16 protein-coding genes are annotated in these 15,983 nt (G+C 59.6%); 12 read left to right on the forward strand and 4 right to left on the reverse strand.

Features of this window, described 5'->3' with window-relative positions:
- Positions 1-515: 515 nt before the first annotated feature.
- A complete protein-coding gene (locus GNZ12_RS13380; protein WP_172310776.1) occupies positions 516-1,427 on the forward strand; it encodes a proline dehydrogenase family protein in 912 nt (303 codons plus the stop codon).
- A 100-nt stretch (positions 1,428-1,527) separates the two neighbouring features.
- Here GNZ12_RS13380 and GNZ12_RS13385 read toward each other — a convergent pair whose 3' ends face one another.
- The gene (locus GNZ12_RS13385; protein WP_172310777.1) at positions 1,528-2,388 is read right to left on the reverse strand and encodes a class I SAM-dependent methyltransferase; all 861 of its coding nucleotides are present in this window, start codon (positions 2,386-2,388) and stop codon (positions 1,528-1,530) included.
- 215 nt (positions 2,389-2,603) lie between these two features.
- Here GNZ12_RS13385 and GNZ12_RS13390 point away from each other — a divergent pair, with 215 nt between their 5' ends.
- From GNZ12_RS13390 to GNZ12_RS13415, 6 genes are all read left to right on the forward strand, one after another.
- Positions 2,604-3,113: a DUF1993 domain-containing protein gene (locus GNZ12_RS13390; protein WP_172310778.1), complete on the forward strand. Its 510-nt coding sequence runs from the start codon at positions 2,604-2,606 to the stop codon at positions 3,111-3,113.
- 273 nt (positions 3,114-3,386) lie between these two features.
- Complete coding sequence (gene ampC, locus GNZ12_RS13395; protein WP_172310779.1) at positions 3,387-4,556, forward strand: class C beta-lactamase; 1,170 nt, start codon at positions 3,387-3,389, stop codon at positions 4,554-4,556.
- 15 nt (positions 4,557-4,571) lie between these two features.
- The gene (locus GNZ12_RS13400; RefSeq protein ID WP_172310780.1) at positions 4,572-4,973 is read left to right on the forward strand and encodes a cupin domain-containing protein; all 402 of its coding nucleotides are present in this window, start codon (positions 4,572-4,574) and stop codon (positions 4,971-4,973) included.
- Positions 4,974-5,070: 97 nt separating this feature from the next.
- Complete coding sequence (locus GNZ12_RS13405) at positions 5,071-5,553, forward strand: cupin domain-containing protein (RefSeq protein WP_172310781.1); 483 nt, start codon at positions 5,071-5,073, stop codon at positions 5,551-5,553.
- Positions 5,554-5,692: 139 nt separating this feature from the next.
- Positions 5,693-6,334 (forward strand): DsbA family oxidoreductase, encoded by a 642-nt coding sequence (locus GNZ12_RS13410; protein ID WP_172310782.1) that lies wholly within the window; start codon positions 5,693-5,695, stop codon positions 6,332-6,334.
- A 271-nt stretch (positions 6,335-6,605) separates the two neighbouring features.
- A complete protein-coding gene (locus GNZ12_RS13415) occupies positions 6,606-7,571 on the forward strand; it encodes a LysR family transcriptional regulator (protein WP_172310783.1) in 966 nt (321 codons plus the stop codon).
- A gap of 156 nt (positions 7,572-7,727) precedes the next feature.
- Here the strand turns inward: GNZ12_RS13415 and GNZ12_RS45015 are convergent, their stop codons facing one another.
- A complete protein-coding gene (locus GNZ12_RS45015; protein WP_268959029.1) occupies positions 7,728-7,853 on the reverse strand; it encodes a hypothetical protein in 126 nt (41 codons plus the stop codon).
- Here GNZ12_RS45015 and GNZ12_RS13420 point away from each other — a divergent pair.
- The 4 genes from GNZ12_RS13420 to GNZ12_RS13435 all read left to right on the forward strand — a co-directional run bounded on the left by GNZ12_RS13420 (position 7,852) and on the right by GNZ12_RS13435 (position 12,925).
- Positions 7,852-9,363 carry a sugar ABC transporter ATP-binding protein gene (locus tag GNZ12_RS13420; protein ID WP_172310784.1) on the forward strand — a complete coding sequence of 504 codons (1,512 nt, stop codon included), beginning with the start codon at positions 7,852-7,854 and terminating at the stop codon, positions 9,361-9,363. The two genes, GNZ12_RS45015 and GNZ12_RS13420, sit on opposite strands and share 2 nt — an antisense overlap.
- Before the next feature lie 24 nt (positions 9,364-9,387).
- Positions 9,388-10,413: an ABC transporter permease gene (locus GNZ12_RS13425; RefSeq protein ID WP_172310785.1), complete on the forward strand. Its 1,026-nt coding sequence runs from the start codon at positions 9,388-9,390 to the stop codon at positions 10,411-10,413.
- 98 nt (positions 10,414-10,511) lie between these two features.
- Entirely contained in the window at positions 10,512-11,453 is a 942-nt protein-coding gene (locus GNZ12_RS13430) for an ABC transporter substrate-binding protein (protein WP_172310790.1), read from the forward strand.
- A gap of 173 nt (positions 11,454-11,626) precedes the next feature.
- Positions 11,627-12,925 carry an L-fuconate dehydratase gene (locus GNZ12_RS13435; protein ID WP_172310786.1) on the forward strand — a complete coding sequence of 433 codons (1,299 nt, stop codon included), beginning with the start codon at positions 11,627-11,629 and terminating at the stop codon, positions 12,923-12,925.
- A gap of 103 nt (positions 12,926-13,028) precedes the next feature.
- Here the strand turns inward: GNZ12_RS13435 and GNZ12_RS13440 are convergent, their stop codons facing one another.
- Positions 13,029-13,493: a cupin domain-containing protein gene (locus tag GNZ12_RS13440; RefSeq protein WP_172310787.1), complete on the reverse strand. Its 465-nt coding sequence runs from the start codon at positions 13,491-13,493 to the stop codon at positions 13,029-13,031.
- 518 nt (positions 13,494-14,011) lie between these two features.
- Between GNZ12_RS13440 and GNZ12_RS13445 the strand changes: the two genes are divergently transcribed.
- Positions 14,012-14,803: an MHYT domain-containing protein gene (locus GNZ12_RS13445; protein ID WP_172310788.1), complete on the forward strand. Its 792-nt coding sequence runs from the start codon at positions 14,012-14,014 to the stop codon at positions 14,801-14,803.
- A 121-nt stretch (positions 14,804-14,924) separates the two neighbouring features.
- Here the strand turns inward: GNZ12_RS13445 and GNZ12_RS13450 are convergent, their stop codons facing one another.
- Entirely contained in the window at positions 14,925-15,371 is a 447-nt protein-coding gene (locus GNZ12_RS13450; RefSeq protein WP_172310789.1) for an SRPBCC family protein, read from the reverse strand.
- Positions 15,372-15,983: the final 612 nt, after the last annotated feature.

Below are 15,983 nucleotides of genomic sequence, written 5' to 3' on the forward strand. Positions count from 1 at the left end.
TCCCACCGCATCGGAGCACTCCGCGGTTTCCTCCATCGAGGCTTGTGCGACGCCTGCCCGCTGGCTCACCGGCGCGCTCACATGCATGCGGCTTCAGGGCAGGCATCGCACAACCCTTAACAAACTGGGACGGTCGACATCAGTCGCAGTCCGGGCCGGTTAGAGACCTTCGGAGCGCCCCCAAAATACGGACATCAACACGTGGCGGGCCGACTGTCATGCGAAGCTCGTGATACTATCCTTCGACCTCTCGAAGCATCTAACGATGCCGTATCGCAGACGGGAGCAGACGCTCGCCGCTGCATCGAAGCCATCTCACTCCAGAAAAAAATGTACGCAGCTGCCTGGCCTCCACTGACGAACCTCTGAACCAGGCCGCACTTGCCGTCGCTTGGTTGGCGGGAGTACGGCTATCTGCGCCTGTCTCGACGAACTCGAGACGGCGGGGTTGCTTTACCCATACGCATATCTATACGCGCCGGGTGGGCTAACTGTTCTTCGTCATGGATGACAACATGCGTATTCTCAATACGGTGGCGGCGCTCGCCATTCCGTTTATCCCTCGTGCACTGATCCAGAAAATCTCGCGTCGTTATATCGCCGGCGATTCACTTGCTGACGCCGTCGGGCGAGTCCAGATGCTAAACGCCTGCGGGTTCAGCACGACCCTCGACGTGTTGGGTGAAACCGTTTCATCCGCGGCCGAGGCCGAAACCATGGCTGGTGAGTACGTGAAAGTACTCGATGCCATCCGGGCCCATGGTCTGAACGCGGAAATATCGATCAAGCCGTCCGCGCTCGGGCTACTTGTCGACGAGGCAGAATGCGAGCGCCTGGTTAGACATATTCTGGAAGTAGCGGCAGTTGATGGAAACTTTGCCTGCGTTGATATGGAAGATATCAGCTGCGCGCAAAAGGAAATTGACCTCTTCGCGCGGGTGGAGCGTAACGTGGGTAACGTCGGTTTGGCCTTGCAGGCCTATCTTAAACGCACCTACGAAGACATCGACCACCTTCTGCGCAAGAAGAGCACATTGCGTATCTGCAAGGGAATTTATGTGGAGGATCAAGTACACCTTGTTGACGGTGCGCGCAACGATAGGACGGCGATCAACGTGCATTTCATCAACCATGTATCACGCTGTTTTAAAGTGGGGGCGTTCGTCGGCATCGCGACGCACGACACAGTGCTCATTGAGGAAATCATCGCGCTTGTGCGTCGCGAGGGCGTGGATCGAACGAAATTCGAATTTCAGATGTTGCTTGGCGTGTGCGAGCCATTGCGTGACAAGTTGCTCGGTATGGGATTCAACGTCCGCATTTATGTGCCCTACGGGCGGGACTGGTACGGCTACAGTACGCGTCGAATCAAAGAGAATCCGAGTATTGCGGGTTACGTGATGAAAGCGATGTTGGGTATCGGATAGTTGTCTGGTACGCGTTCACGCTGACGTCGGCTTGATCCGGCGCACTACGGATCAGGTAGTTCTGCACGATCGGCGAGATGGACCAGCTCAGGCCGGGCACCTATGTATTCGCTACCAGCAGTTCCTCTGCATTGTTTGGCGGGCGCAGACCATCTGTTCTGCCCATGAAGTAGCGCTGGGTTAGATCGGCCGCCGAGACGTGCCGCGCTTCTCTAAAGCCCGCTTCGTGGGCCAGCGCCAGGATCTCCGGCGGCGTGAAGAAGCTGAGGAACGGGGTCCCGCTGGCTCGTGCTCCCTTCTCCGCCATCTCAAGCCCGGGACGTACTTCGGGGTCCGCCAGCTCCAGCGGGAGCAGGAACGTCATGGCGAGCGTCGATCCTGGCGCGAGCGCAGCGACTTCACGCAGTGTGGCCGCGTTCGCCTCCTTGGTGAGATACATGCTGACGCCCGTAGAGACCACGATTGCCGACTTGCTCTCATCGAAGCCCGCAGTCATGAGCGAGTCCCGCCAGGATCCGCCCGCCTCGAAATCGACCGGCACGAAGCGCAGCCAGTCCGGGATGCCGAAGCCGAGCTCGATCAGGCGCTGACGCTTCCATGCCTGGGGGCTTGGCTGGTCGATCTCGAACACCTTGAGGTGGGACGCGATCTCCGGCCTCCGCTGTGCGAAGCTGTCAAGGCCGGCGCCGAGGATGACGTATTGACTCAACCCGCTGGCGGCCTGGTCCACGACCAGGTCCTCAATGAAGCGGGCACGCGCCACGATTGAAGCGCGAAAGGGTCGCGTGAATTGCGGATCCATGTCGCCGCGGCTGCGCCAGCCCTCGTCCGGGGCCAGCAACTTAAGCCCGATTTCGTCTTCCAGCACATGCGGCAGGGAATCGGCCTCGATATGCAGCGCACGCCACAAGGCGACGCGCGCTGCTGTGCTGTCTGGCGCTACCTCTCGCTTGTCGTTCATGATTTTCGATCCTGTTTGTTCGTTCGTCTTCGCTTGATGACCCGCCAGTACTGCCTCCTGTCGCAGGCGCGCAGCGTTTTCGCATAGGTATTCGCGGTAGGAGGATGGTAACCTTCCCCCGGTTCTGGCCAACAAGTTCGACCACCAGCCAAATATTAAGCCGGCCGGTGCGGTATTTTCCGCGCCGGTATCCCACATCGACCGAAAGAGTGATCATGACGAGTTCCATCTACAGCGCATCCGTTCCCGTTTTCAAGCAGATGCTGACTGCATTGTCCGACGTGCTGAAGAAAGCCGAAGCCCACGCCACCGAAAAGAACATCGATCCGAACGCGCTGCTGCAGGCGCGCCTGTTCCCGGACATGTTTCCCCTCGTGCGCCAGGTACAGATCGCCGCCGATTTCGCCAAGGGCATCAGCTCGCGTCTCGCCCGCGTAGAGGTGCCGTCGTGGCCCGACACCGAAGTCACGTTTGCAGACCTGCAAGCGCTTATCGCCAAGGCGTTGGCTCACATCGGCGCGCTCGACGCCGCTCAATTCGACGGTAGCGAGAACACGGAAATCGTCCTGCGTCCGGGCACGCCGAAAGAGAAGAAACTGGTCGGCAGCGCCTATTTGCAAAACTATGGTCTGCCCCAGTTTTTCTTCCACGTGACGACGGCCTACGCAATTCTGCGCCACAACGGCGTCGAGATTGGCAAGCGCGACTACATGGGATCGTACTGATCGTCGGCGCGCGGGCCGGGTGAGCCACCGGACGGCGGTCGCTTCAGCGGCGTCAGCCGTCCGGCTCGCATGCCGCTGTTCGCCCCGGCTCGGCGCTACGCTTGGATGGTGAATGACCGGCAAGCGGTGGAGGGATATCGCGTGTCACGCGAAAGATTTTCTTTCGCCATGGACAAGATATCGTCGATAGTCGATGAATCTGGGCGCATGCATACTCCTTGCGCAGCACACCCGCCCGTAATCCACCTACGTCAAAGTTGACGATTTTGGAACATGAATCTCAGAACCATCGGTCTTGTAGCAACGGGCTTTTTTGCCTGTGCGATCACAGTCGTTAGCCACGCGGCCGACGATAAGCAAAACAGAATCGGCAGTACAGTGACCCGCGCCATTCAACCGGTCATGGCGAAGGATGTTATCCCCGGAATGGCCGTTGGCATCATCGACGGTGACAGGCACTACGTATTCAACTATGGCCTGGCGTCGACGGAAACCAGAAAACCGGTCACGAGCGACACCTTGTTTGAGCTGGGTTCTGTCAGCAAGACTTTGACGGCGACGCTGGCGTCCTATGCGCAGGTGAGTGGCTATCTATCTTTGTCGGATCAGTCGGGCAAGTACCTCCCGTCTCTACAAAATAGCAAGTTCGGCAATGTCAGCCTTCTTAATCTGGGCACGCACACGCCCGGAGGGCTCCCATTGCAGGTGCCGGACAACATCCGCAACGACGATCAGTTGATGCAGTATTTCAAGCAGTGGCAGCCCACCTACGCGCCGGGAACCTATCGGACGTATGCGAATCCCGGCATCGGTGCGCTCGGCCTGATCACGGCGAAGAGCATGGGTCAGGATTTTGGCGGGCTGATGGAAAATCATCTGTTCCCCGCGCTTGGCATGAAGAGCACCTACATCAACGTTCCCGTTGGGAAATTGAACGACTACGCTGAGGGCTACACGAAAGAAGGTGCGCCGATCAGAATGGCACCTGGAGTGCTGTGGGCTGAAGCCTACGGCATCAGGACCACGGCTGCCGACATGATTCGCTTCGTGGAAGCCAACATGAATCTGATCCAGTTGGACCGGAAGCTTCAGCGCGCGGTCACCGATACCCACACCGGATACTTCAAGGCAGGGGCGATGACCCAGGACCTGATATGGGAACAGTATCCGTATCCCGTCAATTTGCAGACGCTGCTGGACGGCAATTCGTCGGCGATGATCTTCAATGCAACGCCGGTCACTCAAATAACGCCACTGCAGCCGCCTCGTGAAGACGTCTGGATCAATAAAACCGGCTCGACCAACGGCTTTGGCGCGTACGTCGCATTCATTCCGCAGAAGCGGCTCGGGATCGTCATCCTTGCCAACAAGAATTTCCCCATCGATGAACGGGTAAGCGTTGCATACCGGATTCTCACGTCACTGGCCAACGACGAACAATAAGCAGGGCCCCCATCGATGAAAAGCGCTCGCTACCTTCCGCTTATCCTTTCGACACTCGTATGCGTTCAGCCAGTCGAAGCTGCTGAGAGCGCACCGGCGGCGAAAGACACCGTCGTTTTGCAACGGGTCCCGGTTCCAGGAACCGATCGCGAAATGGGCATGGGCATTGCCGAGTTTCCTCCGAACGCTTCGAAGCCGCGACATAAGGCGACCGGGCCTGAGGTCGCATACGTGCTCGAGGGCGAGGTAACGGTGCAGGTCGATGGTCAAGCCACACGCGTCGTACACGCGGGCGAGAGCTACCGGATGCCCGCCGGTGTCATTCATGTCACCACCGCGGGGCCTGAGGGTGCGAAGGTTCTGGCGACCTGGGCCTGGGTACCGGGAAAACCATTCAACATTCGTGCGCCGAAATGACTTGGAGTCGACACCGATTTCCGTTGCTGGCCCGAATGCGTTTCGTTCCTCGTGCAAGCGGCTATCATCGATCGAAGTCCCTAAAGGAGAACAGCCGATGACCCGACCCGATTTCATCAAGCACTGGACTGAGCTGGAAGAACCGGATGCGCATTCTTATCGCGGCGATACCGAGAAGATGGCGCTGGACGCGCCGCTTTCCGCCGCACTCGGCATTACGCGTATTGGCATCCATCATGTGAGGCTTCTGCCCGGCCGGCGGACGTCCTATCCGCACGCCGAAAGTACCGAGCAGGAGTTTGTCTATGTGCTCGAAGGCAAACCCGATGTCTGGATCGACGGCGTGCTTCACCCCATTGCTGAAGGCGATTCCGTCGCGTTTCCGGCAGGCACTGGAATCTGCCATACCTTCATCAACAATACGAAGGACGAAGTCAGGCTGATGGTAATCGGCGAGCGTCCGCGCGACGACAACCGCATTCGTTACCCGCTCAACGAAGCGCACGAACGGACCCGTGCGGACCGCTGGGTGGACTGGCCCACCAGACCGCTCGGAGACCATAACGGAATGCCGGACTGAGGCTAGGCGGACGACCGCTTCGGTTGATGTCCGGAGCGCGGCCCTGCAAATATTGGCGATTCAGGCTAGGCTACCCTGTTGGCCGTCTTTGTGTCACACCGAGCCGGCCGCGCCTCAGGTTATTCCCGTCAGGAAAGCAATGACTCAACAGCTAACTATTGATTTCGTCTCCGATATCGCATGCCCGTGGTGTGCAATCGGCCTGTCGTCGCTCCAGCTTGCGCTCTCGCGCCTCGGCGATACCGTCGACGCTCAAATCGCCGTGCATCCCTTCGAACTGAATCCGGAGATGGGGCCGGGCGGCGAGGCGATTGTCGACTATCTCGGCAAAAAGTACGGACGTACACCGGAGCAGATCGCCGAAACGCAAGCCATGATCCGCGAGCGTGGGGCGAGCGTTGGTTTTGCCTTCGGCCCGCGTACGCGCGTCTATAACACCTTCGATGCGCACCGCCTGATGCATTGGGCCGGTATCAAAGGCAGGCAGTTGCCACTCAAGCTGGCGCTGCTGCGGGCCTATCATTCCGAGGGCAAAGACCCAAGCGATCACACAGTCCTGGTCGAGGCGGCTCAATCCGTGGGGCTCGACGCCGCGGAAGCGAATGAGGTACTGCGAAGCGGACTCTATACCGACGACGTTCGTGCCGAAGAACGGAAATATCAGGCGAAGGGCATTCAATCAGTGCCGGCGATCATCTTTAACGGTCGCTATCTGGTGAGCGGCGGACAACCCGTGGAAACCTTCGAGCAAGTCATTCAGCAGATTCTGGCCGAAGCGTAGCGTGGTCAGCGCCGGGCAAACGACCCGTTTCACGCAACGGGTCATTTGCTCGGCTCACACGTGTGGATGCACGAAACGACGGCCCAGCACTATCTCGATCGTCGCGGCAGTATTGAGCGCCGCTGCAGGCGAGAGCTGGGTTCATTGACCGCATACTGAATCCCGCCACACTTGTCACTCCCACCGTTCGATGCACGGCATTAGTGTGCTCTACAAGGACGAGGCGGGTGATGTGTTCCATAGCGCCTCGACTTCTCCAGGAGAGACGCCCGTGATGGATCGCATCATGGCGATGCAGACCTTCGTACGCATCGTCGACGCTAACAGCTTTACCCGTGCCGCGCAGTCCCTCGGGATTCCGCGCGCCAGCGCGACAACGCTGGTGCAGAGCCTCGAGGCCATGCTCGGCATCCAGTTGCTCGTGCGCACCACGCGCCGCCTCAATCTGACTGCGGAAGGGGCTGCCTATTACGAGCGTTGTGTGCAGATTCTCGCCGACATCGACGACGTCGAGGCGAGCCTGCGGCATCCCGACGACCGGCCGCGTGGGCGGCTGCGCGTCGAGATGCCGGCGGTCGTCGCGAACGCGATCGTGTTTCCGGCGCTCGACGACTTTCACGCGCGCTACGAGCATATTCTGCTCGAGTTCGGCGTTAGCAACCGGCAGGTCGAACGGATCGGCGAAGCGATCGATTGCTGCGTTCTGACTGGAAAATTGCCGGACGCGGGCCTTGCCGCTCGCCGACTGGGCGCGCTCGAGCGTGTGACCTGTGCGAGTCCGCTTTATCTCGCGCGGTACGGCACGCCGCTACGGCTTGACGAGCTAACGGATCACGTCGTGGTGAATTGCACGTGTGCGCAGACGGGGCGAGCGGCGGATTTCGATTTCCAGGTCGAAGGCGATACGGTCAACGTGCCGCTTGGGGGCTTCGTGCAGGTGAGCGACGAGCATGCCTATCTCGAATGCGGACTGCGTGGACTTGGGCTGATCCAGCCGCCGCGGGCGCTTGCGCAGCCCTACCTCGACTCTGGGCGGCTCCGTGAAGTGCTGCCGTCTTATAGGCCTGCGGCGATGCCGGTATCGGTCGCGTATCTGCGTCATCGCCGTGCGCCGCCGCGCGTGCTTGCCTTCGTCAACTGGCTCGCGGAACGGTTCGAAATAGCGCGGCACGTGAGCCACGAGCCGCCACCCGGGTGCCTGAGTTTGCGCGGGATGGAGGCCGGCGAACCGGCCTGAAATGAGCGAAAAATCAAATAGTGGGAAGCAAGCGAGAGGTACCTTTGCGCGCGGCACTAGGGAATGCCTACGCTTGAGCCGCTGCCGTTCGGCGTCGTAAAATGGTGGCACATCGGTTTGGGGGCCCAGCAATGTGTCTGGCTTCTCGTTACGATTTCAGCCGCGATACCCGGCGACACCCGGCACAGCGGCGCCCCGCGCAGTGGCGCTCAACGCTTTCTCGACCCGCTCCTCGCGATGAGGCTGGCGGCGGTCGTGGAATTGCCGTTCGATCCGCGCCATGATCCCGCTCATTTCCGTCAAACGGCTCAATAAGCGCTTTCCCGGCGTGAGGGCGCTTCACGAAGTCCAGTTCGAGCTCATGGCGGGGGAGGTCCACGCGCTGATGGGCGAGAATGGCGCCGGCAAATCGACGCTGATGAAAATCCTCGCCGGCGTGTACACCCGGGATACGGGCGAAATCCTCTATGACGGCCAGCCGGTCGAGTTCCTGAGCCCGCGCGAGGCGCAGGCCATGGGCGTCGGCATCATTCATCAGGAACTCCAACTGATGAATCATCTGACCGTCGCCCAGAATATGTTCATCGGCCGTGAGCCACGCGGACACCTCGGTCTGTTCCTCGACGAAGACAAGCTCAATGCGCAAGCGCGCGACATTCTTGCCCGCATGCATGTGAATCTCGACCCGCGCGCGGTTGTCAGTACGCTCACCGTCGCGAGGCAGCAGATGGTCGAGATCGCCAAGGCGTTGTCCTTCGACTCGCGCGTTTTGATCATGGACGAACCGACCTCGGCGCTCAATGACGCCGAGATCGCCGAGCTCTTCCGCATCATCCGCGAGCTAAGAAACCGGGGCGTGGGCATCATCTATATCTCGCACAAGATGGATGAGCTGAAGCAGATTGCCGACCGCGTCACCGTGTTGCGTGACGGGGAATATGTGGCCACGGTTAGTGCCAGGGACACCAGCGTCGAAGCGATCATCGGCATGATGGTCGGGCGAAAGTTGACCGACGTCGCGCCTTCCCAGCGCGTAGCGGACACAGGCGAGGTCGCACTCGAAGTCAAAAATCTAAACGCCGGCCCGCTGGTCAGAGACGTGAGCTTCGTGCTGCGCAAAGGCGAGATATTGGGCTTTGCTGGCTTGATGGGCGCCGGTCGCACCGAGGTCGCACGGGCGGTGTTCGGCGCCGATCCGATCGAATCTGGCGAAATTATCGTGCGAGGCGTGAAGGCGATGATCAGGAATCCGAGCGATGCGGTGGCACGCGGCATCGGCTATCTTTCGGAGGACAGGAAGCGCTTCGGCCTTGCGACCGGAATGAACGTCGAATCGAACATCGTGATGTCCAACTTGCGCAAATTCCTGTCGCTCAACTTTTTCTTGCGCCGCGCCGAGATACGGCGGACGGCCTCCCATTTCATCAATCTGCTCGCCATTCGTACGCCTTCCGCGACGCAGGAGGTGCGGCTTCTCTCGGGGGGTAATCAGCAGAAAATTGTCGTTGCGAAATGGCTCGAGCGCGACTGCGACGTGCTCTTCTTCGACGAGCCGACGCGCGGCATCGACGTCGGCGCCAAGAGCGAAATCTACAAACTCCTGCGCTCGCTCGCTGAGCAAGGCAAGGCGATCGTGATGATCTCGTCGGAACTGCCGGAAATCTTGCGCATGAGCGACCGTATCGTCGTGATGTGCGAGGGCCGCATTACTGGCGAACTCTCGGCCGTGGAGGCGACACAAGAGCGCATCATGCAATTGGCGACGCAGCGCGAAACCTTAAAAGCAGCGTGAGCTTCGAGAGGAGAGATCCAGTTTATGACACAGCCATCGGATACGTCGGCGTTGGCGAATGAGGGACGGCCGTCCGGCCTTAGAGCCCGCGTGTTCGCGCCGGCCGCTCTGCAAAAGCTGCTCGCCTTCGGGAGTCTGATCCTCCTGCTGGTCTTTTTCAGCTTCGCGTCTCCCGCGTTCATGCAGATGGACAATATGCTCGGGATTCTGCAGGCGACGGCGGTCAACGGCGTGCTGGCAATCGCCTGCACGTTCGTCATCATCACCGGCGGGATCGATCTGTCCGTCGGCACGTTGATGACCTTCACGGCGGTCATCTGCGGCGTGTTTCTGACCTATTGGCATTTGCCGATGTGGACAGGCGTCGTCGCTGCGATTGGGACGGGCGCGATCTGCGGGACCATTTCGGGAACGCTCACGGCGAAAATGAAAATACCGCCGTTCATTGCCACCTTAGGCATGATGTTGTTGCTGAAAGGGCTGTCGCTGGTCGTCTCGGCCGACAAGCCGATCTATTTCAGCGACACCGAAAACTTCTACCGGATCTCTCAGGATTCGCTGATCGGCTATGTGCTGCCTAGCCTGCCCGTTCCGAACGCGGTCCTGATCCTGTTTTTCCTGGCGGTTGTGAGTTCGATCACGCTTAATCGCACGGCGCTCGGCCGTTACACCTTTGCGCTCGGCAGCAACGAAGAAGCCGTACGCCTTTCCGGCGTGAATGTCGATCGGTGGAAGATCGCCATTTACGGTCTGGCCGGGGCAATTTGCGGTGTCGCCGGGCTGCTCATCGCCTCGCGCCTGAATTCGGCCCAGCCGGCGCTAGGCCAAGGTTACGAACTCGAAGCGATCGCCGCCGTGGTTATCGGCGGGACCTCGCTCAGCGGCGGTGCGGGCACGATTCTGGGCACGATCATCGGCGCGTTTATTATGAGCGTGCTGACCAACGGCCTGCGCATCATGTCCGTCGCTCAGGAATGGCAGATCGTGGTGACTGGCCTCATCATCATTCTTGCGGTCTATGCCGATATTTTGCGGCGCAAGAAAAGCTGACGAAGGTTGACGCTACGCGGAACAAGATCAAGAAAAGGGAGCGCCAAAGGCTCCCCGAACGGCTGGAGGTTGATAGCCAACTTAGGAGGAGAAACCCCATGTTGAAAAGAAGACTAATCGGTGTCGTGGTCGGCGTTGGCGCGCTCATTGGCGGGACGAGTGTTGCGCTCGCGCAGGACACCTACATCCCGCTGATCTCGAAAGGCTTCCAGCACCAGTTCTGGCAGGCCGTCAAAGCCGGCGCGGAACAGTCGGCCAAGGAGCACAACGTCAGGATCACCTTCGAGGGGCCGGAAACCGAGGCCATGGTCGATAAGCAGATCGACATGCTCTCGGCCGCGCTTGCCAAGAAGCCTCAGGCGCTCGGCATCGCCGCGCTCGATAGCAAAGCGGCCATTCCGCTGTTGAGGAAGGCACAGGCCGAAAAAATACCGGTCATCGCCTTCGACTCGGGCGTCGACAGCGACATTCCGCTGACGACGTGTGCGACGGATAACATTGCCGCGGCCGCACTCGCCGCCGACAAGATGGCCGAGGCAATCGGCAATGCCGGCGAGGTCGGCCTGGTCGTGCATGACCAGACCAGCCGCACCGGCATCGATCGCCGCGACGGCTTCCTGAATGAGATGAAAGCGAAGCACCCGAACATCAAGATCGTCTCAGTCCAATATGGCGGCGGCGACCATCTGAAGTCGGCGGAAATCGCCAAGACGATGATCCAGGCCAATCCCAATCTCAAGGGCATTTTTGGCGCGAATGAAGGCTCGGCGGAAGGGGCTGCGATCGGCGTCAAGGAATCGGGCAAAAAGCTCGTTCTGATTGGCTACGACTCCGGCAAGGAGCAAAAGGAGGACATCAATTCGGGCTTGATGGCCGGCGCTATCACGCAGAATCCGGTTGGGATCGGCAAATGTGTCGTCGATTCCGCGGTGAAGGCGCTGAAGGGCGAGAAGCTGCCCAAGAAAGTCGACACAGGCTTCTACTGGTACGACAAGAGCAATATGAGCGATCCCAAGATCGCCGCCGTGCTCTACGATTGACCGTTGCCGCCAGGGTGTGACGTGAGAGGAGGGGGCACAATGCTTCCTCTTCTTTTCTCACCTCGCATCGCATCCCGGAGAGAGACGGTGGCCGCAAAGAGGCCAGCGGAGCACGCACGGCCCTCTTTGCGCCTAGGCTCAACTCGATAGCTGTCGCAGAAGAGGGTGTTCAGATGCCCACGATCACAAAGCTGTCCGTCCGGGACATTCGGTTTCCGACCTCGCGTTCACTCGACGGCTCCGATGCGATGAACGCCGCGCCGGACTATTCCGCCACCTACGTGACGCTCGAAACCGATTCGCCGGAGGCGCTCACAGGCCACGGCCTCACGTTCACGATCGGACGCGGCAACGAGATCTGCGTGAGCGCGGTGCAGGCGCTTAGCCCCCTCGTCGTCGGCAAAACGCTCGAGGATATCGCAGCAAACATGGGCGCTTTCTGGCGCGCGCTGACGTCAGACAGCCAATTGCGTTGGATCGGCCCGGACAAGGGCGCGATTCATCTGGCGACGGCGGCTGTCGTGAATGCGGCCTGGGACCTGTGGGCCAAGGCGGAAGGCAAGCCGGTGTGGAAGCTGCTTGTCGACATGAGCCCCGAAGAACTTGTGCGTTGTCTCGACTTCCGCTACGTGACCGATGCGATCACGCCGCAGGAAGCCATCGCCATGTTGCACCGTCATGCCAAAACCCGGGGCGAGCGCGAGAAGGAGATGCTCGCGCACGGCTATCCGGCCTACACGACGTCGGCCGGCTGGCTCGGCTACGACGACGACAAGATTCGCCGGCTCGCACGCGAAGGTGTCGCGCAGGGCTGGACGCACTTCAAGCAGAAGGTGGGCGGCAATCTCGACGAAGATATGCGCCGCGCCCGCATCCTGCGTGAAGAAATCGGCGAAAACCGCAAGCTGATGATGGATGCGAACCAGGTGTGGGATGTCGATGAAGCAGTCGCGAACATGCGGCGCCTGGCGCAATTCGATCCGTGGTGGATCGAGGAACCCACGAGTCCCGACGACATTCTCGGCCATGCGGCCATCCGCCAGCGGATTCGGCCCATCGGCGTAGCAACAGGCGAGCACTGCCATAACCGCGTGATGTTCAAGCAGTTGCTGCAGGCGCAGGCCATCGACTTCTGTCAGGTCGATAGCTGCCGTCTGGGTGGTCTGAACGAGGTGATTGTCGTTCTGCTAATGGCGGCGAAATTCGGCGTGCCCGTGTGCCCGCACGCGGGCGGTGTCGGATTGTGCGAGTATGTGCAGCACATTTCGCTGTTCGACTATATCTGCGTGTCGGCGTCGCTGGAAAACCGGGTGCTCGAGTACGTGGATCATTTGCATGAGCATTTCGTCGATCCGGTTGTGATTCGCAACGGCCGTTATATGCCGCCGCAACGTGCTGGTTACAGCATCGAAATGCATGCGGCGTCGCTCGATCAGTACGACTTTCCTGCGGGGCCGGCCTGGCGAGCATGAGGCGGATCGTCGGGAAATCGAGCGACGATCCGGTTGAGATATCGGGCGATTTCGCCGGTGTCTGTCTGGCGTGGATCAGGGAACACCGGACATCGACGACACGTCAGGGAACCATCTGCATGTCGCCCGGAGCTTGCGGCGGCAGCTTGATAGAAATGACCTTGAATTCGCCGCTGGTCGCCACGGCGCCCGCATGTACCGTTCCCTTCGGGATAATGATCAGGTCGCCGGGGTGAATCTGACGCTGTTCGTCGCCTAGCCAGAAAGTGCCGCTTCCCGAAATCACGTACTGGATTTCGTCAGAACCTTTGTGCGTATGCTTGGGTACGTTACCGGTCTGCACTGCGATGGTCCCGCTCGGCGTGACGACCAGGCCTTTCGAACGCAACGTACCCATGTTCGGAATCTGTGCGCCAAGATCGGCATCGGTTAGGGCCGCAAGGTCAATGATCTGCGCCGTCAGCGGTACGTCTGACGTCTGGGCTTGCGCCGGTGTGCCGAGATGGGCTGCAAACATGCCGGCAACAAAGGCGGCAGGCAATGCCGCGAGGTAGAAGTATCGACGCATGTTCTTGTCCTTTCTGATTGAGTGGACCATGGGCGTACGGTGTTCTGAGCTGGCTTATCCGTGTTCGATTGTCGCACCATCGAGAAGGCAGCTCAAAACCAGGGCAACACCTGAGTACGCCCCGAACAAGACATGCGAAAGGGATCCCCGAGTTGAGGACGACGTCGGCTGGCGAATATTGACATGCCACATCCTGCGATCGGTAGGCGCCGCTACCTCGAAGTCGGGGAGGGTGGCCTCGCGCGCCGGCATCGACAGGCGATGCATCCGGCATCAACGTGCCGCAAACAGCCCTCATCCGGCTTCAATTCGTCAATGAGCGCCCAGGCAACTTGCACTAGAATCACCACTGCTTTACCGTAATCTGCCCGACGTGATTCGGTGGCGGAAGAGACTCGGAATGAATGCATTACCGCACAGGCCAGTGCGATGTGTAGCGCTCAGTTCTTCGTCGGCAGAGAGGCCGTGCGAGGCTGTTAATAACCAATAATCGAGCTTTTGTGAAAAGCCGCTGACCTATGCAAAGCAACTATAACTTCTGGTTGGTCGCTGTTTCCCTTATCGTCGCGACGCTTGCTTCCTTCACGGCAATTGATCTCGCAGACCGGCTTTCCATACTGGCTTACGCTCGTGCCCGGCACCTATGGCTAGCGGCGGGCGCGTTGGCGATGGGCGTCGGCATCTGGTCCATGCACTTCATCGGGATGCTCTCGTTCTCTCTGAGCATCCCGATTGGCTACGATTTCGCGCTAACCTGTTACTCGCTCGTTATCGCCGTACTCGTCTCCTGGTTTGCGTTGCATGTCGTCACGCGGCAACGTCTGAAGCTGGTACATGTGCTCGCAGGTGGGGTCCTGATGGGGTTGGGTATCGCCAGCATGCATTACATGGGCATGGCCGCGATGCTGATGAACCCCGCGATTCGCTACGAGCCAAGTATCTTTGCTGCGTCAATTCTCATTGCAATCGCGGCTTCCACCGCGGCACTGTGGGTCGCGAACACACTTCGCGGAGCGGATCAGAAACATGTGATGCGCAAGCGCATTGGTGCGGCCTGTGTCATGGGCATTGCCATCACAGGTATGCACTACACCGGTATGGCCGCGGCGAATTTCCCCGTTGGATCGATTTGCGGCGCGGCGAACGGCATCAAGCCGCTATGGCTCGCTGCCGCCGTCATTCCGTTTGCGTTCGTGATTCTCATCGTGACGCTGCTTCTTTCCCGCCTCGATGCCAGAGCCGCGTTTCTCGCCAATTCGGTCGCCCGGCTCAATGATCAGATCGATCGCATGCGAGGTCCGACACTTTGAGCGGTTCGCAAGCTCGTCTGTCAAACAGGCCGGTAACACGGCTTGCCACTTATGCCGGAGCCAGCCGACACCGCCGATGACGGCACCTCACGCAACGGTGTGCACGCCTGTGCCGGTGTCGTCAGTCAGGGATCTCGGGCTCAACCAACTTTGCCAACTGAAACAGCGACTCCTGCCAGCCGAGGTAGCACATCTCCACAGGAATGACCTCGGGGATGCCCTCTTGCACAATGGTGAGTTCTGTTCCGCAAGACACCTGCCGCAATGAAATGGTGGCGTGCATCTGGCCGGGCAGGTTCGGGTTGTTGAATCGGTCCGAGTAGCGGATCTTCTCGAACGGCACCAGTTCGACGTACTCGCCGCCGAACGAGTGGCTATTGCCGGTGCCGAAGTTACGGAAGGACATCTTGTAAGTGCCACCCACGCGGGCATCCATGTGGTGGACCTGACACGTGAACCCGTAGGGGGGCAGCCACTTCGCTATTGCATCGGGTTCGAGGAAGGCTCGATAGATACGTTCGGGCGTTGCGCGCAAGACGCGTTGGAGATGGACGGTTCCGGTAGTCATGGTGTGCTTGCCTTTCACTGGAGAAGTTGGACATACCCCTACGACGATTCGGCGACGCTGGTATCGACATCGGTTGAGATCGGGAGAAACCCGTAGGCGGCGATGAGCTGCCGATTACTAACGCTACATGAAAGGCGGTTGATCGGCCATTGCAGGCGTTAGCGTTTGATTTGATCGGGAGCTTGTCGACAGACTGCTCTCGTCAAGCCAGCGCACTGGATTCACACGCAGAACCCGCCGCTGGATCGGTTTTACGCTCGTATGCGCCCTGGCGATCAGTCACGTAACGATTTTTGTAATCAGGCCCCGTCGATTCCGATATCCTTCATACCATCAAAAGTCAGGAACGCAGACGGACGTGAACCCGCCGTTCCCGACAGGCCAGTCCATTGTCCGAACAGTCGCAACCACTCCCGCAGTTCAACGATTGAGATCAAGACGAGGAGCAAGACATGGCAATAGCACGGCAGGTCATCACATCACTCCAGCGCGACGGTACCGATATGCTGGGCACCAAGGGCGTGGCGGTCAAGATTGTGGATGAAAGCATTGTTTCTGGCTCGCTGCTAACCGTCGAAAGCAACCACTTCTGCGTGCTGAAATCACGGGGCG

The organism is Paraburkholderia solitsugae, assembly GCF_013177695.1.
Taxonomy (GTDB): Bacteria; Pseudomonadota; Gammaproteobacteria; order Burkholderiales; family Burkholderiaceae; genus Paraburkholderia; species Paraburkholderia solitsugae.